The sequence below is a fragment of the Parasedimentitalea psychrophila genome (assembly GCF_030285785.1).
Taxonomy (GTDB): domain Bacteria; phylum Pseudomonadota; class Alphaproteobacteria; order Rhodobacterales; family Rhodobacteraceae; genus Parasedimentitalea; species Parasedimentitalea psychrophila.
In genome coordinates, this window is the sequence record NZ_CP127247.1 from 641,630 (window position 1) to 665,756 (window position 24,127).

General features: G+C 58.5%; 25 protein-coding genes and 1 pseudogene. 11 read left to right on the top strand and 15 right to left on the bottom strand.

From position 1 onward, the window contains the following. Positions 1 to 31: 31 nt before the first annotated feature. From ruvB to ruvC, 3 genes are read right to left on the bottom strand one after another with little or no spacing between them, the layout of a single operon-like run. Positions 32 to 1,051 (bottom strand): Holliday junction branch migration DNA helicase RuvB, encoded by a 1,020-nt coding sequence (gene ruvB, locus QPJ95_RS03170; RefSeq protein ID WP_270918371.1) that lies wholly within the window; start codon positions 1,049 to 1,051, stop codon positions 32 to 34. 41 nt (positions 1,052 to 1,092) lie between these two features. After that, positions 1,093 to 1,773, bottom strand: a complete 681-nt coding sequence (ruvA, locus tag QPJ95_RS03175) for a Holliday junction branch migration protein RuvA (RefSeq protein WP_270918372.1) — start codon at positions 1,771 to 1,773, stop codon at positions 1,093 to 1,095. Then, on the bottom strand, positions 1,770 to 2,267 hold the full coding sequence (gene ruvC, locus QPJ95_RS03180) for a crossover junction endodeoxyribonuclease RuvC (RefSeq protein ID WP_270918373.1): 498 nt from the start codon (positions 2,265 to 2,267) through the stop codon (positions 1,770 to 1,772). The genes ruvA and ruvC overlap by 4 nt, the downstream gene beginning before the upstream one ends. Positions 2,268 to 2,600: 333 nt before the next feature. Here ruvC and QPJ95_RS03185 point away from each other — a divergent pair, with 333 nt between their 5' ends. Next, a complete protein-coding gene (locus QPJ95_RS03185) occupies positions 2,601 to 2,819 on the top strand; it encodes a DUF1127 domain-containing protein (protein WP_270918374.1) in 219 nt (72 codons plus the stop codon). A gap of 209 nt (positions 2,820 to 3,028) precedes the next feature. Here QPJ95_RS03185 and QPJ95_RS03190 read toward each other — a convergent pair whose 3' ends face one another. The 4 genes from QPJ95_RS03190 to QPJ95_RS03205 all read right to left on the bottom strand — a co-directional run bounded on the left by QPJ95_RS03190 (position 3,029) and on the right by QPJ95_RS03205 (position 8,124). Next, on the bottom strand, positions 3,029 to 3,376 hold the full coding sequence (locus QPJ95_RS03190) for a hypothetical protein (protein ID WP_270918375.1): 348 nt from the start codon (positions 3,374 to 3,376) through the stop codon (positions 3,029 to 3,031). A gap of 102 nt (positions 3,377 to 3,478) precedes the next feature. Further along, positions 3,479 to 4,351: a 50S ribosomal protein L11 methyltransferase gene (locus QPJ95_RS03195; RefSeq protein ID WP_270918376.1), complete on the bottom strand. Its 873-nt coding sequence runs from the start codon at positions 4,349 to 4,351 to the stop codon at positions 3,479 to 3,481. 87 nt (positions 4,352 to 4,438) lie between these two features. Next, on the bottom strand, positions 4,439 to 5,674 hold the full coding sequence (locus QPJ95_RS03200) for an MFS transporter (RefSeq protein ID WP_270918377.1): 1,236 nt from the start codon (positions 5,672 to 5,674) through the stop codon (positions 4,439 to 4,441). Between the two features lie 254 nt (positions 5,675 to 5,928). Beyond that, on the bottom strand, positions 5,929 to 8,124 hold the full coding sequence (locus tag QPJ95_RS03205; protein WP_270918378.1) for a primosomal protein N': 2,196 nt from the start codon (positions 8,122 to 8,124) through the stop codon (positions 5,929 to 5,931). Between the two features lie 94 nt (positions 8,125 to 8,218). Between QPJ95_RS03205 and fsa the strand changes: the two genes are divergently transcribed. From fsa to QPJ95_RS03240, 7 genes are all read left to right on the top strand, one after another. Beyond that, positions 8,219 to 8,872: a fructose-6-phosphate aldolase gene (fsa, locus tag QPJ95_RS03210; RefSeq protein ID WP_270918379.1), complete on the top strand. Its 654-nt coding sequence runs from the start codon at positions 8,219 to 8,221 to the stop codon at positions 8,870 to 8,872. A gap of 231 nt (positions 8,873 to 9,103) precedes the next feature. Next, the gene (locus QPJ95_RS03215) at positions 9,104 to 9,505 is read left to right on the top strand and encodes a hypothetical protein (RefSeq protein ID WP_270918380.1); all 402 of its coding nucleotides are present in this window, start codon (positions 9,104 to 9,106) and stop codon (positions 9,503 to 9,505) included. Positions 9,506 to 10,042: 537 nt separating this feature from the next. Then, positions 10,043 to 10,750, top strand: a complete 708-nt coding sequence (locus QPJ95_RS03220; RefSeq protein WP_270918381.1) for a DUF484 family protein — start codon at positions 10,043 to 10,045, stop codon at positions 10,748 to 10,750. Continuing rightward, entirely contained in the window at positions 10,747 to 11,667 is a 921-nt protein-coding gene (locus tag QPJ95_RS03225; RefSeq protein WP_270918382.1) for a tyrosine recombinase XerC, read from the top strand. The genes QPJ95_RS03220 and QPJ95_RS03225 overlap by 4 nt, the downstream gene beginning before the upstream one ends. 102 nt (positions 11,668 to 11,769) lie before the next feature. Then, positions 11,770 to 12,357, top strand: a complete 588-nt coding sequence (locus tag QPJ95_RS03230; RefSeq protein ID WP_270918383.1) for a cytochrome P460 family protein — start codon at positions 11,770 to 11,772, stop codon at positions 12,355 to 12,357. A 142-nt stretch (positions 12,358 to 12,499) separates the two neighbouring features. Beyond that, complete coding sequence (locus QPJ95_RS03235; protein ID WP_270918384.1) at positions 12,500 to 12,799, top strand: EF-hand domain-containing protein; 300 nt, start codon at positions 12,500 to 12,502, stop codon at positions 12,797 to 12,799. Between the two features lie 39 nt (positions 12,800 to 12,838). Beyond that, positions 12,839 to 13,546, top strand: a complete 708-nt coding sequence (locus QPJ95_RS03240; protein ID WP_270918385.1) for a CDP-alcohol phosphatidyltransferase family protein — start codon at positions 12,839 to 12,841, stop codon at positions 13,544 to 13,546. Between the two features lie 31 nt (positions 13,547 to 13,577). Here QPJ95_RS03240 and QPJ95_RS03245 read toward each other — a convergent pair whose 3' ends face one another. Continuing rightward, entirely contained in the window at positions 13,578 to 14,414 is an 837-nt protein-coding gene (locus tag QPJ95_RS03245; RefSeq protein WP_270918386.1) for an EamA family transporter, read from the bottom strand. Between the two features lie 7 nt (positions 14,415 to 14,421). Continuing rightward, positions 14,422 to 14,874 (bottom strand): methylated-DNA--[protein]-cysteine S-methyltransferase, encoded by a 453-nt coding sequence (locus QPJ95_RS03250; protein WP_270918387.1) that lies wholly within the window; start codon positions 14,872 to 14,874, stop codon positions 14,422 to 14,424. Positions 14,875 to 15,073: 199 nt separating this feature from the next. Between QPJ95_RS03250 and QPJ95_RS03255 the strand changes: the two genes are divergently transcribed. After that, positions 15,074 to 15,421 carry a hypothetical protein gene (locus QPJ95_RS03255; RefSeq protein ID WP_270918388.1) on the top strand — a complete coding sequence of 116 codons (348 nt, stop codon included), beginning with the start codon at positions 15,074 to 15,076 and terminating at the stop codon, positions 15,419 to 15,421. Positions 15,422 to 15,648: 227 nt separating this feature from the next. Further along, positions 15,649 to 16,005, top strand: a complete 357-nt coding sequence (locus tag QPJ95_RS03260; RefSeq protein ID WP_270918389.1) for a hypothetical protein — start codon at positions 15,649 to 15,651, stop codon at positions 16,003 to 16,005. Positions 16,006 to 16,102: 97 nt separating this feature from the next. On the opposite strand, the gene ileS is transcribed toward QPJ95_RS03260, so the two are convergent. Then, on the bottom strand, positions 16,103 to 19,102 hold the full coding sequence (gene ileS, locus QPJ95_RS03265) for an isoleucine--tRNA ligase (RefSeq protein ID WP_270918390.1): 3,000 nt from the start codon (positions 19,100 to 19,102) through the stop codon (positions 16,103 to 16,105). 276 nt (positions 19,103 to 19,378) lie between these two features. Then, on the bottom strand, positions 19,379 to 20,038 hold the full coding sequence (locus QPJ95_RS03270) for an ureidoglycolate lyase (protein ID WP_270918391.1): 660 nt from the start codon (positions 20,036 to 20,038) through the stop codon (positions 19,379 to 19,381). A 99-nt stretch (positions 20,039 to 20,137) separates the two neighbouring features. Between QPJ95_RS03270 and QPJ95_RS03275 the strand changes: the two genes are divergently transcribed. Further along, positions 20,138 to 20,989 (top strand): LysR substrate-binding domain-containing protein, encoded by an 852-nt coding sequence (locus QPJ95_RS03275; protein WP_270918392.1) that lies wholly within the window; start codon positions 20,138 to 20,140, stop codon positions 20,987 to 20,989. 133 nt (positions 20,990 to 21,122) lie between these two features. Here the strand turns inward: QPJ95_RS03275 and QPJ95_RS03280 are convergent, their stop codons facing one another. The 4 genes and pseudogenes from QPJ95_RS03280 to QPJ95_RS24135 form a co-directional block, all read right to left on the bottom strand. Beyond that, on the bottom strand, positions 21,123 to 22,496 hold the full coding sequence (locus QPJ95_RS03280; RefSeq protein WP_270918393.1) for an autotransporter outer membrane beta-barrel domain-containing protein: 1,374 nt from the start codon (positions 22,494 to 22,496) through the stop codon (positions 21,123 to 21,125). Positions 22,497 to 22,988: 492 nt separating this feature from the next. Beyond that, entirely contained in the window at positions 22,989 to 23,297 is a 309-nt protein-coding gene (locus tag QPJ95_RS03285) for a sulfotransferase (protein ID WP_270918394.1), read from the bottom strand. A 24-nt stretch (positions 23,298 to 23,321) separates the two neighbouring features. Next, a pseudogene (locus QPJ95_RS24130) lies at positions 23,322 to 23,574 on the bottom strand (integrase core domain-containing protein); the annotation flags it as partial. 112 nt (positions 23,575 to 23,686) lie between these two features. Further along, complete coding sequence (locus QPJ95_RS24135) at positions 23,687 to 24,115, bottom strand: IS3 family transposase (RefSeq protein ID WP_390923109.1); 429 nt, start codon at positions 24,113 to 24,115, stop codon at positions 23,687 to 23,689. Positions 24,116 to 24,127: the final 12 nt, after the last annotated feature.

Below are 24,127 nucleotides of genomic sequence, written 5' to 3' on the forward strand. Positions count from 1 at the left end.
TCAAATGCTCCCGCCGGAGGCTTCTGAAATTTCAGGAAAACAAATCATCCGCAGTTCTGGGCGCTTCCAACCCCAAATGGCTCCAGGCCTTTTGCGCCAGCATCCGCCCACGAGGGGTCCTTTGAATGAGCCCCTGTTGCAGCAGAAAAGGCTCGATCACATCCTCCAGGGAATCGCGGCTTTCCGACAGCGCCGCCGACAGGGTTTCAATCCCCACCGGGCCGCCGCCATAATTCTCGGCAATCAGCTGCAGGTACCGCCGATCCGCCCCATCCAGCCCCAGATGATCCACCCCCAGCCGGGTCAGCGAACTATCGGCCAATTCGCGGGAAATTGTGCCGTCGCCCTCGACCACCGCAAAATCCACCACCCGGCGCAACAGCCGCCCGGCAATCCTTGGGGTGCCGCGGCCCCGGCGGGCAATCTCGCGGGCACCGTCCTCATCCGCGGGTGCCCCCAACCGGCGGGCATTGCGGCTGACGATTTCATGCAGCTCATCCACAGTGTAGAACTGCAACCGGGTTGGAATGCCAAAGCGGTCGCGCAGCGGCGTGGTCAACAGCCCCATACGGGTGGTCGCCCCCACCAGCGTGAAAGGTTGCAACTCAATCCGCACGGTGCGCGCCGCTGGCCCCTCGCCGATCACCAGATCCAGCTCAAAATCCTCCATCGCCGGATAGAGGATCTCTTCGACCACCGGGTTCAGCCGGTGGATTTCGTCGATGAACAGCACATCACGCGCCTCAAGATTGGTCAGGATTGCCGCCAGATCGCCGGCCTTGGCCAGCACCGGACCAGAGGTCATGCGGAAATTCACCCCCAATTCGCGGGCGATGATCTGCGCTAGGGTGGTTTTGCCCAAGCCCGGAGGCCCGTGGAACAGCGTGTGATCCATCGCCTCGCCGCGCTGGCGCGCCGACTGGATGAACACCCGCAGATTGGCACGGGCCTCGGCCTGACCGATAAACTCGGACAAGCCCTGCGGCCGCAGCGCGCGGTCATTGTCTTCGGGCTGCTGTTCTGGTCGCAGCGCCGGATCTGCATCAATCATTTACGTCTCTCCCGCCGTCTGGGCGTCCGATACCCAGGTACTCACGTCTTTGGCGCCAGCAGCTTAAGGGCGGCGCGGATCAGCGTTGCCTCATCTGCCCCCTGCTCCGCCCCCGCCGCCTCGGCTACTGCAGAGGCCGCATCACTGGGGCTGTAGCCCAGGTTCGACAAGGCCGACAGGGCACTGGCTTGCGCAATTGCGCTTGTATTGGGTTTCGACGCCTTTTTCGACTTTGGCCTCGGCGCCGCCTCCACGGTTTCCACCACCTCCAGATCCGGCCCCTCCAGCGCCTCGGTGATGGTGCCGCCCATCGCCATCACCCCTGGCGCCTTGTCCTTAAGGTCCAGAACAATGCGCTGCGCGATCTTGGGGCCAACTCCCTTGGCCGCCTTGACACTGGCCCAGTCCCCCAGGGCAATGGCGCGGCCCACCGCATCCGGACCCAGAGTGCCCAGGATCGCCAGCGATGCCTTGGCGCCAACCCCCTGCACCGAGGTCAGCAGGTGATGCCATTCCTTTTCAACCAGGGAGGTAAAGCCGAACAATTGCAGCAGGTCTTCGCGCACCAGCATCGAGGTATAGAGTGATACCGCCTCGCCGACGCCGGGCAGCGCCATCATGGTGCGGCTTGAACAATAGACAATATAGCCAACGCCGCGCACATCAATCAGCACATGATCCTCGGCGCGGTAATCCAGCCGCCCGGTCAGCTTGCCAATCATGCCCGCACCTCGCGCAGGACCCTATCAGCAGTGCCGCGATAAAACGCGTGACAGATGGCAATCGCCAGCGCATCCGCCGCATCGGCGTTTTCCGGGTTACAGCCGGGCAATTGCAACTTGACCATATGCATCACCTGTTTCTTGTCCGCGTGACCAACCCCAACAACCGTTTTCTTCACCCGGTTCGGAGCATATTCGCCCACCGGCAAGCCAGCCTTGGCCAGGGTCAACAAGGCCACACCGCGCGCCTGACCCAGCTTGAGGGTGCCGGCGCCATCCTTATTCACAAAGGTCTGCTCAATCGCTGCCTGATCCGGGACAAATTGCGCGATCACCTCGGTGACCTGATTGTGCAGCGACAGCAGCCGCTCGCCCAGATCATCACCATCGGACTGGCAAACCCCATTGGCAACATGGCTCAGCTTAGAGCCATGTGATTCGATGACGCCCCAGCCAAGGTTCCGCAACCCCGGATCAATTCCTAAAATCCGCATGTTTTGCCCGGCCCCTGCCCATCGATTGTCATTTCTTTCTGTCGATTAGCACAAACCGCGAACATGTCCAAACCCTTTCCAGTGCCGCCACAGCGCCACAACAGTGCTAAACTGGCGGCAATGTGGATCAAAAACGACCCTCATCAAGGGGGAAACCGACATTTTAAGACAGCCTGTCGCAGGACATCCATAGGCCTTGTTTATATGAGCAGAAGCTATGCAATTTACGCATAGGACAGTTGCATTTTCTCCCCTTGCTCAACACAGATCCCAACCCTAAATGCCCCCCAACTGAACAGATGACTTTCGACACCTCCAATCAAAGGAAAAGATATGGCTGCTTTTGACACCACCCGCACCACCTATGGCGCAACTGGCCTGATCGGCCGTATTGGCACGATTATCGCCGCAACCACGGCAAGCATTGCGCAGTGGAACGTCGCCCGCGTGACCCGCAACGCCCTGTCGGTTCTGACCGACCGCGAGTTGGCTGATATTGGATTGTGTCGTGGTGACATCGAGACCCTCGCCGCCGGGAAATCCCTGTACTGACAGCTTTCTGTTTCGGCTCCTCCCTCGGGGCAGAAAACAAAAACGCCGCAAGCCCCAGGGCTGCGGCGTTTTATGTTTCAAAGACAGCTTAGCCGCTGTCTATATGATCGGTGCTGCTCTCAAACCCCAAAGCAGTCGATGCGCCAGGCAGCCGATTTTCTGAAGCCCGCTATGCGCAAAGCACCGGGTCATTGGGAAAACGGCAGCCTTTAGCGCAAAATCGGTCCGATCTGCGCGGCTGCCATTTGCGACAGCGGATCAGCGGTCATGATCAGCGCGCCACCCTGCTCCAGCAGCGATCCCGCCTGCAGTTTTGCCAGCCGCTCCTGATAGCCATCCAGCCCAATCGAGGCGATCAGAAAGCCTTTGAACAGAAGGAACGCGGCGAGGAACAGGAAAATGGATCGGGCGGAAATTCGCGACGCGATTTTCTTCTTTGGTGCGACAACAATCAACCCATCCGACCGTATCCGGGCCGAATATCCATAGCTCATGGCCTCGTGCTTGTTCTCAAGACGACGCACCCGCGACAAAAATTTATGATGATCTTCACTCATTACAGATCCTGAACTGGCCCCCACCAGTGGATAAGGCAGCATGCGTCTTAAATGAGGCAATTATGTGGCAGCTACTTAAAATGCGTTTCAAACCGACTGCATTCAGATCTTTCGCTGCAACAACAAGGTGCTCCAGTCACCAACCTCATCCCGCCGCACCTGATTGATGCCATTCTGCTCATAGACCTCTGCCACAGAATCGGCTTGTTCGTTGAGAATGCCCGACAGAATCGCATAGCCTCCGGGGCGCAGATACGCGGCCATCTCAGGTGCCAGCGCCACCAGCGGGCCTTTCAGGATATTGGCAAAGATCAGATCATAAGGCGCTGCGGCCAGCAGATCGGCATGATCAAAACCAGCCGCCTCAACACAACCGACCCGCCCAGCCATGCCATTGGCACTCAGGTTGACCTCGGCCACATCCACCGCCACCTGATCAATGTCGCTGGCCAAGATGGTGCCCTGCCAGACCCGTGCTGCCGCCATCGCCAAAACGGCAGTGCCACAGCCGATATCGGCAACTTTATCAGCCTCGAACCCCTCGCTGATCAGGTGGTCCAGCATGCGCAGACAGCCCAAAGTGGTGCCGTGGTGGCCGGTGCCAAAGGCCATTGCCGCCTCGATCAGCAGCGGGATTTTATCATCCGGCAGCTTGTCGGCGTCATGGCTGCCATAGACAAAGAACCGTCCCGCCTCAACCGGCGCCAGCTCGCGTCGTACATGCGCCACCCAATCGGTATCGGGCAGTTCGGACACCGCAAACGGCCTGGCATCATGCAGGGTCGCCAACAGCGCCAGCCCGGCCTGGTCCGGCGCCTCGGTGAAATAGCCCCCCACTTCCCACAACCCGGATGCGTCTTCGAGATCAAGAATGCCAACACCGATGGGCTCCGGCAGTAGATGCTCCATTGCCTCGCCCAGCGCCTCGGCGGCGGCTTTTCCGGATAGGGTGGTGAGGGCGGTAAAGGTGGGCATCACGATCTCCTGAAACTGATCCATTGCGCCTAGGCTGACTGGGCCGGGAGGTCAAGCAAACAGGAGATGTAACCGCTCAGCAGTACCTTACTCGGCCGGCGCGGCCATCCGGTATTTGCTCAGCACCGTCTCATTGCCCGGTTCAGGATGGCGCGGCACCAACAGCGACAAGCCCAGCGAGGTCAGCGCCATGCAGGATGCCAGTCCAAACACCGCCGCCGGCGAGACCATCCACAACAAGCCCAGCAACACCGGCAGGAACACCGCCGCGATATGGTTGATGGTAAAGGCCACCGCCGCGGTCGGCGCGATATCCGCCGGGTCGGCGATTTTCTGGAAATAGGTCTTCAGCGCCAGCGCCAGCCCAAACAGGATATTATCGATCACATAGAGCACCGAGGCAAACAGCACCCCCCAGCCAAACCAGTAAATGCCGCCATAGGCCATGAACACCAGGGTCAGCCCGACATACTCCCAGATCAGCGTGCGGCGTTCGCCAAAATACCCGACGGCCTTGCCCAGGAACGGTGCGACCAGCATCTTTACGACCAGATTGATCAGATAGAGCCCGGTCAACTCATGCACGTCAAAGCCGAACCTCTCGACCATCATGAAGCCGGCAAAGACCATAAAGATCTGCCGCCGCGCGCCGGCCATGAACTGCAGCGCGTAATACAGCCAATAGCGCTTGCGCAGCACCATGGTCTTGTTCTGCGGCGTCGGCGATTCAAACTGCGGATAGGCAAACAGCGCAAACAGCGCCAGCCCAGCGGTGGTAAACCCGGCCATCATGAACACGATGTTATAGCTGAGATTCAACGTCTCCCACATCAGCACAATCAGCACAAACACCACCAGCGTCACTGCCGATCCCATGCCCAGAAGCCAGCCCAACATCTGTGGCGCCTTGTCCTTGGGCAGCCATTGCAGTTGCAGCGACTGATTCACTGTCTCGTAATAGTGAAAGCCAAGCGAGCTGAGAAAGGTCAACGTCAGGATACCGGTCAGACTGGGGAACCAGGCGGTAAAGGCGGTCGCCACCCCCAGAAGCGCCAGCGACACCATGCCCAGTACCTGCTCGCGCACAAACAGAATGATGGCGATCACCCCGATGGCAAAAAAGCCCGGAATTTCGCGCACGGTATGCAGCAAGCCGATATCTGACCCTTCAAATCCGGCGACCTCAATCACAAAATTATTCAGCAGCGCATACCAGGTGAAAAACGCAATGGGCATCGCCGCCGACATCACGAACAACAGGGTTATCGGGCGGCGCCAGAACGGCAGATGCGCCGCGTCGGTAAGATTGAATGGTTTGAACATTCTTCGCTCTTACGCCTCAATTGCGGCCTGCGGTAGAGGCAATAGGCAAGTGCACATAGAGGTCTGCATCCCTGCAGACCTCGTTCCAGTCGAGACCCGCACAGCCGCAACGCCCCTGATGAGATGTCGAGCTGCGTGGCCAGAGGGGCGCCATGAGTATTTCCGGCAAAAAGAAACATCGGGGGAGTGCCATCACTTGAGTTTCTTTTTGCTAAAATACTCAGAATCCGCGCGCCGCAACAGGCACCGCGTCCTCAGAAAAAATTCTGCGGGTCGATATCCACATTCAACCGTAACTCGCCTTTTAGCCGACAGGGCGCAATCCAGCGCGAAATGGCATCCTGCAGCGGCACCCCCTTGGCAGCCTTGACCAGCAGCCGTACCCGGTGGCGGCCGCGAATGCGGGCAATCGGCGCGGGCGCCGGCCCGTAAACCTGCGCCCCGATCGCCCGCAAGGGCCCATCATTGCGCGCCAGCGCGTTGCCCAGGTCAAACACTGTCGGCAGATCGGGGCCCGACAGGATGATCCCGGCCATGCGGCCATAGGGCGGCACCCCGGCGGCCTGACGCTCAGCCGCCTCAGCTTTCCAGAAGCCTTCCTCATCGCCGGACAGAATGGCGCGGATCACCGGATGCTCGGGCTGGAAACTCTGCAACAGCGCCTCGCCCGGTTTTTCGGCGCGGCCTGCCCGGCCCGCCACCTGTCGCATCAGTTGAAAGGTGCGCTCGGCGGCGCGCAGGTCTGACCCTTGCAGCCCCAGATCCGCATCAATCACCCCGACAAGTGTCAGCAGTGGAAAGTTGTGCCCTTTGGCCACCAGCTGAGTGCCCAGGATGATGTCCGCCTCGCCCTTTACGATCTCGGATATCCGCTCTTTCAACGCCCGCGCCGAGCCAAACAGATCCGAGCTGAGCACAGCAATGCGCGCCTCGGGGAACACCAGTGCCGCCTCTTCGCCCAGCCGTTCGATGCCGGGGCCAACCGGCGCCATCTTGCCCTCGACCTCACAGGAGGGGCACACTGTCGGCAGCGGTTTGGTCTCGCCGCATTGGTGGCACATCAGCCGGTTCTGGAACCGGTGCTCTACCATGCGCGCATCACAGTGATCACAGGCCACCTGATTACCACAGGCCCGACAGATCGTCACCGGCGCAAAGCCACGGCGGTTCAGGAACAGCAGCGACTGCTCGCCGCGTTCCAGCCGTTTACCCATGGCGCTGCGCAAGGTCGGGGAAATCCAGGTGGCCGGGGCCAGTTTCTCAACCCGCATATCAATGGCGCGCATTTCAGGCAGCACCGCCGCGCCATAACGCGAGGCCAGATCGAGGCGGCGGTATTTGCCTACCTCGGCATTGACCCAACTTTCCAGACTGGGCGTCGCCGAGGCCAGCACCACCTGCGCCGAACACATATTCGCCCGCAGCACCGCCATGTCGCGGGCGTTATACAACACGCCCTCTTCCTGCTTGTACGAGGTGTCATGTTCCTCATCGACGATGATCAGACCCAGATTTTGGAACGGCAGGAATAGCGACGAGCGCGCCCCAATCACCAGTTGCGCCGCGCCCTGCCCGACCATGCGCCAGATCCGGCGGCGCTCGGTCATGGTGGCGCCGGAATGCCATTCCGCCGGGGTGGCGCCAAAGCGGACCTCGACCCGGGTCAGAAATTCTGCTGTCAGGGCAATTTCGGGCAGCAGCACCAGCGCCTGCCGCCCCGCTCGCAGACAGGCGGCGACGGCCTCAAGGTAGACTTCGGTCTTACCCGATCCGGTCACCCCTTTCAGCAGGGTAGTGCCATAGGTGCCGCTCTGCACCGCCTGCGCAAGAACCGCCGCCGCTTCGGCCTGATCCGCGGTCAGAGTCTTGCTTGGCCGTTCCGGGTCCAGTTTGGGATAGGGCAGATCGCGCGGCGCCTCCTCTTCCCGCAGGGCGCCCTGCTTCACCAACCCCTTGATCACCGAGGGTGTCACCCCAGCCAGATCCGACAGTTCCTTGGGGGTAAAGGCCAGCCCAGCGTATTCCTCCAGCGCCGCCAGTACCCGCGCCCTTGCATCGGTCATCCGCTCCGGCTCACTCGGGCCGCGCCGCAGGATCTTGCGCATCGACACCGGATCAGACAGCCCCGGCGCCCGGGTTGCCAGCCGCAACATCATCGTCAGCGGCGTCAGAGTGTAAGCAGCCGCTCGGCTCAGGAACTGGCGCATCTCGTCGCGCATTGGCGCGATATCCAGCACCCGGTTCACTGCGCGCAGCTTGGCCGAATCAAAATCGCCCTGCCCAGGCCCCCAGACCACGCCCAAAACCCGGCGCGGCCCCAATGGCACCTCGACATAGGCGCCACGGAAACAGCCGCCCTCGGGAGCGCGGTAATCCAGAACCCGATCAAGCGGTTGCGTGGTCAGCACCCCGACCCGCTCGCCTGCATGAAAAAACTCCTGTCCGCTCATGCCGCTGCCTTTCTGCCTCAGGGGTTTTTAATGCCTCGCTATTGCGCTAAAGGCTAGCGCAATCAATGGCCAACCCATCCAAAGGATCCTTCCCATGAAATTCTTCGTAGACACCGCCGAGATTGACGCCATTGCCGAGCTGAACGATCTAGGCATGGTTGACGGCGTCACCACCAACCCGTCGCTGATCAAGAAATCCGGTCGTGACATCATCGAAGTCACCAAGGAAATCTGTGCGCTGGTCAAAGGCCCGGTCTCGGCCGAAGTCACCGCCGTTGATGCCGAGACCATGATCGCCGAAGGCCGCAAACTGCTGGAGATCGCCGAAAACATCGCCGTCAAAGTGCCGCTGACCTGGGACGGGCTGAAGGCCTGTAAGGCGCTGACCGATGACGGCCACATGGTCAACGTCACCCTGTGTTTCTCGGCCAATCAGGCGCTGCTGGCCGCCAAAGCCGGTGCGACATTCATCTCGCCCTTCATCGGTCGCCTGGATGACATCAACCTGGACGGCATGGAGCTGATCGAAGACATCCGCACCATCTATGACAACTACGGCTTTGACACCGAGATCCTGGCTGCCTCGATCCGCTCGGCGAACCACGTACTTGACTGTGCCCGTCTGGGCGCTGACGTGATGACTGCACCGCCAGCCGTGATCAAAGCGCTGGTCAACCACCCGCTGACCGACAAAGGCCTGGCAACATTCTTGGCTGACATCAAAGCAGCTGACATCAAGATCCTGTAAGCACCAGTTCAGCTTGCAGAGAGGGAGGTGCCTAACGGTGCCTCCCTTTTTATTTTAAACGCAGTAATCCACCTTTTGCAAAGACACGCGACAGCCCATCAGACCCATATTACCAGTGACCATCATGCATACCGATCGGAAACAGAAAATGCTTGATGTCGAAGCCTCGACACACTTAATCTTGGAAAGGCATTCTAAAAGGGAATTGTCAGTGACGTAATTGGAGACACCATGAATTTACTCAACAAAAAAATAATGCTTCTCACAACTGTTTTAGCTAGTTCTTTATTGCTTGCTCCGGCAGCAATGGCAGAAGATGGTCTTACCATCCTCAATGGCTCAGCGGAAAAATTGAACTTACAAGTATCGGCGTTCAATGGTTGCAACAGTAACAACTTGAAGGGAGCGCATACAATAAAACCTAACAGCTTTAAATCCTATGATGTGTCAGGCGGAATCGGCAAATCCTGCACCAATACCGCCGTAGCGTCCATTGGGGCTGCGCAGACGGCATTCACGTTTAATATGAGTTCCGGGAACCCTGCTTACATTCAAGATTTAATAGTTGTATCAGGTGGAGGACTCAGCGTTAAGAAATCTGGGGACCATGATCTCCAGATAGGTTTAAAATAAGCCCAAATGGTACACTGTGGCTCAAGTTAACATCGCGCCACAGTGTACCATTATTCTTATTAACCTGTTTTCTCAACAGGTCATAGTTTCTATGTTTAGTTCCATTATTGCTGGGATAGACGCCTTGCCATGCGCGTCGGTGCGCCTTTCACGTAACGAAAAATTTCATAAGCTTGTAGTTTGGTCAATCCGTATGCGGACTGACAAACGGAAGTGGGTTGAAAATAAATTGATCTATCAATTCGCGTCAAATCCTCGCCCCTACTACACGTTTGATAGTAACTGATTAAATTTTGTCTTCTGAACGTCCAAATCATTTCGGTTGGCTTAGCCAAAGCATCGTGACAGCGTCGAAGGTTTTTTGGGTTTCAGACATCTTTGACGGCTGCACAAGTTCGCTATCATGGTTATGCGATCTTTAAGATTAGAGCCGCCAATTTGACTAGGCTGCGCAAAAAGCCGCGCCTGCACAAAATTTCCCCACCTTTCATTAAAACTCATGTTATACCCTGCGCCAAACCCAGCAGAGGTCATGAGATGAGCAGCAGTCCTAAACTCGAAGACGCCCTGCGCCGGGCCATTGTCGACAAACCCGATGCGGTGCTTGACGATCCATTGGCGATGAACGCGCTGGTTGCCGCCAATGAACGCGCCATGGGCGCCAATATCGTTGATCTGCGCGGCATCGCGATGGAGCGGATGGAGGCGCGGCTGGATCGGTTGGAAGACACACACCGCTCGGTCATTGCGGCGGCCTATGACAATCTGGCCGGCACCAATCAGATACACCGGGCCATTCTGGCGCTGATGGACCCCACCAATTTTGAGGATTTTCTGCAGAACCTACGCGGTGACATTGCGGAAATCCTGCGACTGGAGGCGGTGACTCTGGTCCTGGAAACGGTGCAGGATGATAAAGATCCGGCGGTCAAACGCATGGGCGAAGTTCTCAACATAGTTGAGCCCGGTTTCATTGATGACTACATCAGCCAGGGGCGCGGCGGCACCGTACGGCAGGTCACGCTACGACAGGTGCAAGGGGCGGCGCAGCAGATCTATGGCGACAAGGCAGACTGGATCCGCTCGGAGGCTTGCCTGAAGCTGGATCTTGGCAATGGCCGCCTGCCCGGCCTGCTGGTGCTGGGCGCCGAAGACCCGCATCAATTCACCCCGCAGCATGGCACCGACCTGCTGACCTTCTTTGGCAATGTCTTTGAACGGTCGATGCGCCACTGGCTGTCTTGAGCCTGCTATCGCCAGCCTGCCGCGATGCACTGCAGCATTGGCTGGCCAGTCAAAGTGCGCTGAACGGGGCCGCCGAAAATACCCTCACCGCCTATCGCGGCGATGTGGGCGAGTTCCTGTCGTTTATGACGCTGCATTTCGGCAGCCCTCAGGGGCTGGGCGCGCTGCAGGACATCACCATCAGCGACATGCGCGCCTGGATGGCCGAGAGTCGCAATTCCGGCACCGGCGCGCGCTCACTGGCGCGCAAACTGTCGGCAGTCAAAAGCTTTTATCGCTGGCTGGCTGAACGCGAAGGCTTTGAGCCAAGCGCGGTGCTGATGGCCCGCGCCCCCAAATTCCAGAAAAAACTGCCGCGGCCGCTGGCGGCTGAGGCTGCCAAGGCGGTTTTGGACACGGTTGAACTGCAGTCGCAATCAGATTGGGTGGCGGCGCGGGATGTGGCGGTGGTGACCCTGCTTTATGGCTGCGGCTTGCGCATATCCGAGGCACTGAGGTTGCAAGGCAAAGACGCACCCATCGCCGCCGTGCTGAGGATCACCGGCAAGGGCGGCAAGGAACGCATTGTTCCAGTGATCAACGCCGCCCGAGGTGCGGTTGATCGGTACTTGTCCCTGTGCCCCCACTCTCTGGACCACAACGGGCCATTGTTTCGCGGGGTGCGGGGCGGCGCCTTGAACCCGCGGCTGATTCAGGGCGTGATGGCCAAGGCGCGGGCCCAGCTGGGACTGCCCGCAACCGCCACCCCGCATGCGCTGCGCCACAGCTTTGCCACCCACCTGCTGGAGGCCGGCGGTGATTTGCGGGCGATCCAAGAGCTGTTGGGGCATGCCTCGCTGTCGACAACCCAGGCCTATACCGCCGTCAACACCGCGCATCTGATGGAAATCTACAATCGCACCCACCCCAAGGCCTGACCCTGTCACGAGCTTGTGTAGCATCGTGCAATGTGGATCCGCCGGAAACCGCTAGTTTTGTGAAGCCAAGCCGGTGATAGCAAAACAACGGGAGCCAACACCATGAACCACCTAGTGAGATTTGCGGCTGTAGCATCAGTCGCCCTGCTCGTCAGTACTGCCGCACAGGCGCAGGATTGCCAGGTTTCAATCACCGAACCCTTTGATTTGACTGAAACCGACATCGCCAGCATCTACGACTGCATTGGCGACAAAATGGTCGAGGGCTATAGCAAAGGTGGGGACATGGTGGCCAAGAACTATCGCAACTGGACTGTCACGGGCACCCGTCACGGCGTGGCCGGGGCGCATGGCAACCGGCTGCTGCTGACCTATGCCAACGACATCGCCGCCGAACAATACCTGAAATTCGCCGAAGAGGGCGTTGTAATGCCGGCTGGGTCGCGACTGGCCAAGGAAAGCATCAAGATCAACAAAAAGAAGATCGCGGCTGTGGTTGGGCCGCTGTTCTTGATGACCAAGCTCGAGGCTGGAGCCGCGCCCGAGACCGCCGACTGGCTCTATGGGGGCATTCAGCCCAATGGCAAGCCGATGAAATTCAAGCAGGGTTTTTGCCACGATTGCCACATGAGCTGGGAAGAACAGGATTTCCTGGCCTATCCGCTGGAGGAGGTCCGCGTTGGCAACTGATCTTGTTTCTGGCCTTGCCTGCAAAAACGGCAAGGTCAGAAAACATATTTAAAATACAGGGGATTAAAACCACAGCGTATCAACCTGCGGTTAAAACCTTTCAGGTGTCTTGGCCTCGTATTGTTCCAGAAAGGACGCCAAGATGATTATTTCAACAGCCACACCGCTGCCCAACGCCACGACCCCGGCCCCCTCTCCCGTAACACTAGAAAGTCACGCGGGTCAGCTCGATTTCAGTCACATGCTGAAAGAGTTGGACCTTGATGGGGACGGTCAGATTTCCGACCAGGAGTTTGGGTCTTACCGCGCCGCCAAGGCTGCACGAGGTGAATTCGTTCCGGCAGACGGCCCGGGCAATCAGGGGACTGGGAATAAAGCTGCCAGTGAATTGGCCGAGATCCTGTTCCACAAAGCAATGGAAAATGGCTCGACTGATAGTTGAGCCCTTGCGGGCTGGGGGGAAATTCGGCATCACAGTCTAATGACTCCTCAGATCCGCGCCCTTAGTGTTCATCTTTTTACCGCCACCGGCGCCGTTTTGGCGATGTTGGCAATGCTGGCAGCCGTCGATGCAAAGTGGGACTTGATGTTCCTGTGGTTGGTGGTCGCCTTTGCGGTGGATGGCGTCGACGGGCCCTTGGCACGGCGCTATCACGTCAAACGCTACGCGCCGGAATTTGACGGGGTGCTGCTGGATTTGATCATCGACTATCTGACATATGTGTTCATCCCGGCCTTTGCGCTGTTCAATTCGGGGCTGATGGCAGGCTGGACCGGTTGGTTTGCGATCATCGTCATCACCTTTGCCAGTGCGATGTATTTTGCTGATACCCGGATGAAGACCAAGGACAACTCATTCTCGGGCTTTCCCGGTTGCTGGAACATGCTGGTGCTGGTGATCTTTGCCCTGCAGCCCAGCCACTGGACCAGCATGGCGCTGGTCACAGCGCTATCCGTGGCGATGTTCCTGCCGCTAAAGTTCGTCCATCCGGTCCGCACCGAGCGCTGGCGTCTGGTGACATTGCCGATGGCGCTGGCCTGGACCTTCTTTGCCGGCTGGGCCGCCTGGGTGGATTTCCACCCGCAAAGCTGGGCCCATTGGGGCTTGGTGGTGACTTCGGTCTACTTGCTGTTTGTCGGTGTGGTTCAGCAGGTCGTTCCGGTTCAGCGCAAATCTCAGAACAGCTAAGACGCCCTAAGTGTTTCTCAGCTGACCCAAGCTAGATCCGCGTCAGCACCACACCGCCAACAATCAGCAACGTGGCCACCGCCTTGGCGCGGTCAAACCGCTCGCGGAACACCAGCACGCCAATCAGCACCGCAAACAGGATCGAGGTCTCGCGCAGCGCCGTCACCAGCGCAATCGGCGCCTGGGTCATCGCCCAGACCGCAATCCAATAGGCCGCCAGCGAGGCGCCTCCGGCCATGCAGCCGCGCAACCATACCCGACGTCTGGCGGTCAGCACCGAGGTGCCCCGGTGCCACAGGGCCCAGGATCCAAAAATCACCCCGTCGATCAGGAACATCCAGGCGACAAACAGGGTGGCATCGCCTGCCTCGCGGGCACCCAGCCCGTCGATCAGCGAATAGCAGGCTGTCATCAGCGCCGAGGCAAAGGCAAAGCGCAGCATATGCCGACTTTCACCATTGCTGAACACCCCGCGTGCCATGGCAATGATACCGGTGCCCAGCGCGGCGATCCCCAGATACTCCAGCAGCGACAATTGATCGGCCAGAACGAACACCCCGACCAGCGCCACCAGCATCGGCGCCAGCCCGCGGGCAATCGGATAGACCCGGCTCAGGTCGCCGTGTTCATAGGCCGAGGTCAGGAAAAACTTGTACAGCGAATGCACCAGCCCCGAGGCCAGCAACCACAGCCAGATCTGCCCCTGAGGCAGCGGCAGGACAAGCGCCATCAGTAGCCCCATCGCCCCCTGCGAGGTGGACAGGATGAACATCGCCTGCAGCTTGTCGCCACCGGTTTTGACCAGCGCGTTCCAGCCCGCGTGAAGAAAGGCCGCAAACAGGACGGCCAGAAACAGTGTCGCGCTCATGCGGTCCTCAAATCAACAACCCGGCAGCACCTTCGTGCCTTAACAGCGCCACCTTGGTCTCGACCCCGCCCGCGCCGGAAAACCCACCCAGCCCATTGGCCGCCAAGACCCTATGGCAGGGGATGATCACCGGGATCGGATTGGCGCCACAGGCATTGCCCACCGGCTGCGCGGCGCCGCCCAATTCGCGGGCAATGTCACCATAACTGCGGGTCTCGCCAAATGGGATCGCTGACATGGCGGCACAGACCGCGCGCTGAAAATCAGACCCCTCCACCTGAAGCGGCAAATCAAAGACCTGCAATTCGCCGGCAAAATAGGCCCGCAACTGATCCAGCGCCGCATCCAGCAGGGCCGTTTGTGCGCCGCCAGCCGCAGACCAGTCCAGCCGCACAATAGCGCCCTCGCGCTCGTGGACCGAGAGTAGACCAACTGGAGTTTGAAGCGAGGCTATGGGCATGGGGTGCACCCTCAGTCATTGCAACAATCTGCGCAAGGGTGCGATGCGCATTAATACAAACACTAACACGCCCAAGGTGCGCCCCATCAGCGCCTGCTCATCAGCCCCTGATCGCGTTAACCTTTATTAAGAATACTTCTCACTTTTGCTAAAATTCGAGCTAAACACGTGAAGAATTTGAAACCAAAGGTGCAGCAAAATGATCTTGGCAGCTTCCAGCATTAGCATTTACAAGCCCGTCAACCGGGCCGCCAAAGCCGCGATCCTTCAGGCCGATGCCATCGCCGCTGTCGAAAAGAACCAAGAGCTCGACCGGGTCGCTGCCGCCGCCAAGACTGTTGAAGATGCGCGTCAGAAATACCTGCAGACCCAATATGTAGGCCCAGCCCGGACCACTGCCCGTTTGGCAGCGCTGACAAATGAGCGCCCGAATGGCCTGCAGATCAACTATCAGGATCTGCGCTCTGGCCACCACGCAGGCCCCACCCCTGTCAGCGCCATCACCGCGCAGATGCAGTACCGCCAGATCCTGAACATCCTAGTGTAAGGCGTTGCGGACCAATGGCGAACAGTGCCGGACCGGTAAGATTTTAAACATCTGACAGTCCGCACCAAATGGTGATTTTCCGGCCTCCTTTCGGCGCTTTGAAAATACAATTTAAATTCTAAGCGTACCGGGCCGCTGGCCTTATTATGTTTCAGCCGCATTTTAACAAATCGTCCTTAGGATCATGGAAGCACTCACGCCGCTCCCAAATCCTTTGGAGACACACTATGACTTCTATCTCAGCTGTTGGTGGCCTCAGCACGGCACTCAACTCAACCACAGTTAACAAACAACCCGGGCCGCCAGACCATGCCAAGGCCTGGGGCTGGCGCGCCAAACAGGCGGCCCCAGCGGAAGAGACGCAAGCGGTGGCCCCTACGGAACCTTCGGTTCCTGCCGAAATCACCGATGCAGTCCAAGCCGTGGGCGTGGTCGACGAGACATCTCAAGACGCGGCAACCACCCTGCCCCCGCCCAGCGAGGCCGACATGGAATCGATCATTCTGGGGCTGGCCGCCAGCACTGCGGATGCTGCCGATCAGGTTGCCACAGCCGAATATGACGTCGCCGCGCTGTTCATGTAACGCTGCATATGCAGCCCTGAAACAAAATGCGCCGCCCTCTCCCATCGAGGGAAAGGGCGGCGCGCAAGGCACTGACGTGCTTGCAGTGTCTTAATCGTTAGCCAAGCGCCTCGTTGCAACGGCCGCAAACACCATCGTGACCGTGCTGGCCCACATCCGGCAGGATCTTCCAGCAGCGCTGGCATTTCTCGCCATCGGCCTTCTCAAACACCACCGAAATACCGTCCACTTCGGGCATACGGAAGGCCTCGGCCGGGGCTGGATCGCCGGTCAGCTCGACCCCAGAGGTGATGCAGATATCGGCAAAATTCACCGAAGCCAGCGCAGCACGTGCTTCGTCGTCGCGGATATGCACCACAGGTGAGGCCTCAAGCGAAGCACCGATCACCTTATCGGTCCGCTGGATCTCCAGCGCCGCAGTCACCACGCGGCGGGCCTGACGGATGCCAGCCCATTTCGCCGCCAGCGGTTCGTTCAGCCAGTCAGCCGGCGTGTCGGGCATATCGGTCAGGTGGATCGAGCTGTCGTCGCCGGGATAACGCTCCAGCCAGACCTCTTCCATGGTGAACACCAGGATCGGGGCCAGCCAGGCGGTGAGACGGTGGAACAGCAGATCCAGCACGGTGCGGGCGGCACGGGCATTCAGCGTATCGCCATCACAATACAGCGCATCCTTGCGCACATCGAAGTAGAAGGCCGACATATCCACGGTGGCAAAATTGAACACCGCCGAGAACACACCCTGGAAGTCAAACGCCTGATAGCCGCTGCGTACCTTGTGGTCGAGCTCGGCCATGCGGTGCAGCACCCATTGCTCCAGCTCGGGCATATCCGCAGGCGCAACCCGCTGATCTTCCGAGAACTCCCCCAGAGACCCCAGAATATAACGCATGGTATTGCGCAACCGGCGATAGCTGTCGGCCACGCCTTTGAGGATTTCAGGTCCGATCCGCTGGTCGGCGGTATAGTCGGTCTGCGCCACCCAGAGCCGCAGGATATCGGCGCCGTATTGTTTAATCACGGTTTCCGGCACGATGGTATTGCCCAGCGACTTGGACATTTTCATGCCCTTGGCATCCAGCGTGAACCCATGGGTCACCACATTGCGATAGGGCGCGCGGCCCAGGGTGCCACAGGCCTGCAACAGCGACGAGTGGAACCAACCACGGTGCTGGTCGGTGCCCTCCATATAGACATCGGCGATGCCGTCCTTGGTGCCATCTTCGCGGTCGCGCAGCACAAAGGCGTGGGTCGAGCCGGAATCGAACCAAACGTCGAGCACGTCGAACACCTGCTCCCACTCATCCGCGTTATAGTCATCGCCCAAGAACCGCTCTTTGGCACCGTCCATGTACCAGGCATCAGCGCCCTCAACCTCAAACGCGGCGACAACGCGAGCATTCACCGCGTCGTCACGCAGCAGGAAGCCGGGATCGGTGGGCAGCAGGCCCTTTTTCACGAAACAGGTCAGCGGCACGCCCCAGGCGCGTTGGCGTGACAGCACCCAGTCGGGGCGGCTTTCGATCATCGAAAACAGGCGGTTGCGGCCCTTTTGCGGCGTCCATTTGACCAGCTCATCAATCGAGGTCAGCGCCCGGTCGCGGATGGTCTTGCCGTGGGTGTCCTGATCGTCGCCGATTTCACGATCCACGGCGGCAAACCACTGTGGCGTATTGCGATAGATGATCGGCGCCTTGGAGCGCCAGGAATGCGGATAGCTGTGCTTGATCTTGCCACGCGCCAGCAGGCCGCCAACCTCAACCAGCTTGTCGATGATTTTCTTATTGGCATCACCCTCGCCGCCCTTGCGGTTGAGGATGTAGCTGCCACCAAAGAACGGCAGATCAGCGCGAAAGCCGCCGTCGTCCAGCACGTTATAGGTGATGACCTGCTCCAGCATGCCCAGATCACGGTAGAGCTCAAATTCCTCCATACCGTGGCTCGGCGCACAGTGCACAAAGCCGGTGCCTTCGGTGTCGGTGACAAAGGGCGCGGCGCGGAAGTCGCGGATGTCGTCCCATTCGCCATTACCGCCTTCGGCACCTGCGAGGGGGTGGGAAAGAGAAATGCTCTCCAATTCTTCGTTCGTTACGTCTCTCAAACGGGAATACTGATCTTCGGCTAAGCGCGCGCGCTTCATCACGTCGGCAGCGAGATTATCAGCCAGCAGGTACTTTTCGCCGACATTGACCCAAGACTCTTCGGGGGTGCCCGTAACTTCGTACAACCCGTATGCAATGTCTTTCCCATAAACGACTGCCTTGTTCGAAGGGATCGTCCAAGGTGTAGTGGTCCAGATTACAACATATGCGTCTTCAATTGCGGATAGCCTTCGCGACAATTCCCCGACGTTGTTCTCGTTGAGATCCTCACCATCAAGATCTCTCGCAGACCAGCCTGACGTCTTTGGTTCTGCCTTAGCCACCTTGAACTTCACCCAGATGGTGTGGCTCTCTTTGTCGTGGTACTCGACCTCGGCCTCGGCCAGTGCGGTTTTCTCGACAGGCGACCACATCACGGGCTTGGAGCCTTGGTAGAGCGTGCCGTTCATCAGGAACTTCTGGAATTCCGCTGCGATCACCGCCTCCGCATGGTACGCCATGGTCAGGTATGGATCATCCCAGTTGCCGGTGATGCCCAGACGCTTGAATTCTTCGCGCTGGATATCGACCCAGCCCTCGGCAAATTTGCGGCATTCCTGACGGAAGTCGATGATATCGACGTCGTCCTTGTTCTTGCCCTTCTTGCGGTACTGCTCTTCGATCTTCCACTCGATCGGCAGACCGTGGCAGTCCCAGCCCGGAACGTAACGCGCGTCAAAGCCCATCATCTGGTGGCTACGCACGATCATGTCCTTGATGGTCTTGTTCAGCGCGTGACCGATGTGCAGATGGCCGTTGGCATAGGGCGGGCCGTCATGCAGGGTGAACGGTTCGCGGTCTGTTTTCTCGCGCAACCGGTCATAGACGCCAATCTTGGCCCAGCGGTCCAGCCACATAGGCTCGCGCTTGGGCAGGCCGGCCCGCATGGGGAAATCGGTCTTGGGCAGGTTCAGCGTGGATTTATAGTCTGGGGCTTCGGGCGTGTCGGCGCTCATGGGGGCGTCCTTTGGATGGTCTGTTCGGGAATATCAAAAGCGTACGGTGCGAGGTCTCAAACACCTTGGCCCGGCGTCTCATAGGTCAGAGAGCCGGGGAAATAATTCGGAATATGTCAGCAGCGGGCAACAAAGGGCCGAACATCCTTGGCTTATGAGGGTTCGCGACGCCCGAGAGGCCATCGCGATCCAATCAGGTGCAATTTGACCAGCAGATACCCCACGCCGACCGGGAAGTCTAGCAACTGACAAAGCCCAAGGTTTCGCCGCCCCCGATCAGGTCAGCTGCAGCGGCACAGAGAGATAGACACCAAACTCTTCGCCGATGTCGCAACTGACACGGGCATGCACCTTACCCTGACGGTCCAGGAAACGCTGCTGGTCTTCGACCGGGAATATTCCCTCGTGCCAGATGCCGGGGTGGATATAGAGACCCTTGGAGCCATCCGCCCAGAACGCCACAACTTTCTCTGGTTTCAGGTCGTCGCCAGGCAGCGCCACAGGCACCACAAAGGGTTTGTTATCCAGCGGGAAAAACAACTGGCCGCCGTCCGGGTGATAGTTCATGTGCCACAACAGCACCTTGTTGCGCGGCTCGGTCTGGGCCTCTGCCGAGGCGGTCTGCGGGTCGGTTGACCAGCCCAGGACATAGTTGCCGTTGACCGCCTCATTCACCCCATAAAGAATGTCGCCCTTCCAGTCACAGCGGAAGGTGCCTTCGACATAGCCAGCCTCGTCACCGGTGTTGGCATCAATCGGGCGCCAGCCCTGCGCAGGCCATTGAACAATTTCAATGTCAAATTTGGCGGGATCGTCGACCAGGCATCCATAGCCCTTCACACTTTCGTCAGTGGCAACGATGAGCGGCACTTCGAAAAGATCCCGAGACGGTTTTTCCGAAGGGTCGAACATGTAGTTAGGTGTGGGTGCATCCATTTTTCTGGTCCTATCCGAAAGCAGTATTGCCCGTCAGTAACCACTTGACGTGGATTCTGTCCAATTTATAAAATATAAAAAAACATAAGCAGAATTTTCATGACACTTGCCCAGCTGAAAGCGTTCCATGCGGTTGCCACCGAAGGCTCGATCCAGAAAGCGGCGGAGCTTCTGAAGCTAACCCAGCCGGCGGTGTCCATCCAGATCAAGGCGCTGGAGCAGGGCCGCAAGGTGAATTTGTTTCGCCGCAATGGACACGAGTTGCGGCTTAGTCCCAATGGGCAGGCGCTGTTTGAGGCAACCAGCCGATTGCTGCGCGCCCAGCGAGATGCCAACGACATCCTAACCTCGGCCGCTGGCGGCATGTCCGGCACATTGGTGCTGGGGGCCGACGGGCCCCATGTTGCGCTCGACCTGGTCGCAAAGTTTCGGCAGCAGAACCCCAATGTGCGGGTTGAATTGCGATTGGCCAATGCGGATACGACCTGGGACAATCTGCAGCAACTGCGCGTCGATGCTGCGGTCATGGCCGGAGCGCGGCCAGATGCCAGCGTTATGCGGCAGGACATCTGCCGTCAAAGCATGGTTGCCCTGCTGCGGCATGATCACAGCCTGGCAGGACAACAGGAATTAACCATGGCGACACTGGCCGGTCATGATCTGATCTTTCGGGAAACCGGGTCCAGCACTCAGCAAAAAGTCAATGCGGCGTTGCGGGATCTTGGAGTGCTCGAACAACCCAAGCTGGAGGTCAGCAGCCGCGAGGGCGTGATAGAAGCGGTAAAGCGAGGTATGGGGATCGGATTTGCCTATGAAAATGAAGCGCCCTGTGATGGGCGGCTGACGGCTATACCAATCACCGATATGACAGCGATCAATACGGATCAATTGCTTTGCATGAAGGCTCAGATGAGCAACCCTTTTGTCAAATCTCTCTTTAGTCTTGCCTGAGTCTTGCCTGAGTTTCAGATCAACGGCGGGACGTCCTATGGGCCGGTAGCGACGGTGACGGCGGCGCCTGTCGGCATCCGATTTCGGACGCCGTTTAGGACAGGCCGCAGAGCGCGCCAGAGGGTGGCCGTTGCTAGAACGCCAGGCTATAGTCCAGCTGCAGACCATAACTTTCATAGCTCTGTGCCCCCAGCCCATCCAGATAGGCCGACAGCGCAAAGGTTCCGCTGGTGTTGCTCACATAATTCAGGCCAAGGTTCACCTTGCCCCGCCAGCCGGAATAGCCTGGCAGAATGCTCTCTGCGACCTCAGTGCCACCAGTGTTCGACCAGATCCCCGAGACCCCGGCGCGCAGCTCCAGATCGCCTCCCTTCAACGGCACAGGCTGGGTCGCGTCCAAACCCAAAGCCATCTGCATCAACTCAACCTTTTGCGTGGGGACAAGATTGCCCAGGCTGTCCTGGTAGGTCTTTTGTTCCTCCGCAGCATAGGCCGCATTCAGAAAGGGACTGAAACGGGTGCGGCCCTGGTAGACATCACCGCTCACCTGTATCTGCGTCAGCAGGCGTGAGGTGTCAAAATCATCGCTATGGGTGCCAAAAGGCGTCACCGTGTTGGAAGATTGGCCATAGAGCATACGCGCCTCAAGGAACAGCGGTTGATCGACCATCTTGGCCACAACATAGGGCCCGGCAAGCCAACCAGTGCCCTCTATCGCCATATCACCCTCGTCCTGTGACTGGTGGTCAAACTGCAGCATGGCGCCAAGCAGAACGGTCTCGCTGATTTTGCGATGGCTGCCAAGGGCGCCAAAGACCGCGCGGCTGTCGGCGCCGTCATCCTTTGACCACGCACCTCTGAGCTGGATCCAGACGGGCTGTTCGGCACCTGCCGCCAGATTGAAATTGCCCAGGCCCCGTGTCACATTCACATCGAATTCCCCGCCGACGGTGCCGCTGAGAAATCCGGTCAGATCCGGCTGATTGGAAATCAACTGGTTGGCGCGGCCATGCAAAAAGCGCGCGATGGTCTTCTGGGTCTCTTCAACTGAAGTATCCGGCACCACCGGCGTAGTGCCATCGCTGGAAAATTCGTGAGGACCAGCCCCGAGTGATCCGACGGCAGTGCCCAGAGTGAATGAAAATCCAATATAGGTGTCGGATGCAAATGACCCGTCTGCGCCATCTTGGCTCAGGCCAGAAATATTGGACGATGGAGTTCCGAGGCACTGGGCCAGGCCGCTGATTGTTATAGGGTCAGCGTTTACAGTACTATATACACTTGAAGCAAAGTAACTCCCTCCGGCTTCTTCACTTAAGACGGCATTTATCCATATACTGACGGCTGTAAAACCGGTTGCATCAACACTCCAGCCAATATCGCAACTAGTCGCATCAATCCTGATGCTTCCGCTGACCGCGTCCGCCGCGGTAAACCCCAACCCAACAGTTGGAGCCATGCAGGCCATCGCCAGCAGCCCTGCCCGAATAAGTGATCTTTTTTGCATAAATAGGTCCTTGCCCGTCAGGCACCAGAAGTCGTTCCGTTGACCATTAGAGGCCGCAGGTTGCCGGATCGTGAATATGGCAACTATTTCAACGGAGTGACCCGGCGTAACTTCGGCACCCTCCCCGGGCAAAGGCCGCCTTTGATGCCTTGAACGCTCTTGGATAAATTAACGTTGGCCTGTCGGCGAAGGCGCATTTTGATTTGGTCAGGCCGCACCTGCACAACACCCAGCCCCAAACACATCCCGAGGACGCAAAACCCGGAAACGAAGGTATTCGCGTGCATTTTTCCAGCCTTTTCAATGGCTTGAATAAAGCACCCAACAGTAAACTCCAGCGGGATTTACTGTTGTTTTTACTGTTTTGATTCGAGCCAGAATCAAAACATTGAAGCGCAACTGGAGCAAACCGATGCCCGAAATGGTTCAAGACCAAAATAAAAACCAAGCTGCCCCGCCGGAGGCACCAATCACGGCGGGCGGCAGGCAGAATTAGCTGTTGTAAGGCCGCTCGGGGCGTCGGCCAGTCAGCCACCGGTTGACTGAGGTCAACCACAAAAGGGTCCGGTTGGCTGCCTCATGACCTGATTTGGCACGGGTGGCCATGACATTTGCCATTGGCATCGGCTCGTCGGGCACCGGTTCACCTAAGAAGTCGCATAGCTCATTCCAGCCATGCCCCTTTTCCCAACACACCTCCAGCAAAAGATCCGTCCGGCCTAGCTCGGCGAAGAACGCACGCACCTCTGCGTTGTGGGCTTCGTAAAACGCCAGATGCGCCTCTGGTAAGTTACTCCCCAATAGTTGGACAGATTTTGGCGTAAATTAAGCTACTCTCTGCACCTGCTGGTCGGGGTTGGTTGTTATAATTCTCTGCCAGTAAACCACGGCGGGTGGTTGGCCGCCAAGGGCTGAGTGTGGGCGCTTGTGATTGTAGAACTCGATCCATTTTCTGACGCCCGCCTTCGCTTCGGATCTGCTCTCCCAGGCATGCAGATAGACGCATTCGTATTCAGGAGGCCGCCAGAGCCGTTCCATGAAGATGTTGCCGAGGAACCCGCCTTTGCCGTCCATCCACTGCCCGGCAGAGCATGTTTATATGCATGAGAGGGGGTAGATAGGTGATGTCGGCACACCAAACTTGATTGGGCCGACCCACCCGCAGGCCACGTAGCAAGTAGGGTTAAATCTTATGGCCCTTTGCGGGTTTGCCCCCTCTCGCACATGCAAGCATGTATTGCCGGGCAACGGCTGTTCGGCTTTTGGTCAATCGGCATGAGGCCCAGCAGCCGCATCAAACGTCTGATCCGTTTCTCATTGACCAGGTTTTCTTCATTCCGCAGGTGCCCTGTCATCCGCCGACCGACAGGGCACCTGCGCAGCAATGTCCCGACAGGCTGGCGAACGCCATAAAACGGGGTTTCCAACACCGGCTGGTCGATCACCCGCATCAGATCGAGGTTCATCTCAGTCTCAGCTTTTACCTGCTCTTCATCAACTTCCGGGGGTTTTCGGCCACCGCGCTCAAACAGGTCTGAAGCGCCTTCCAGCAAAGCCCGTTTCCACTGATGGATCTTCGTTGGGTGAACACCGAACCGGCTGGCCAGCTCGCTGACCATCTCCGCGCGTTT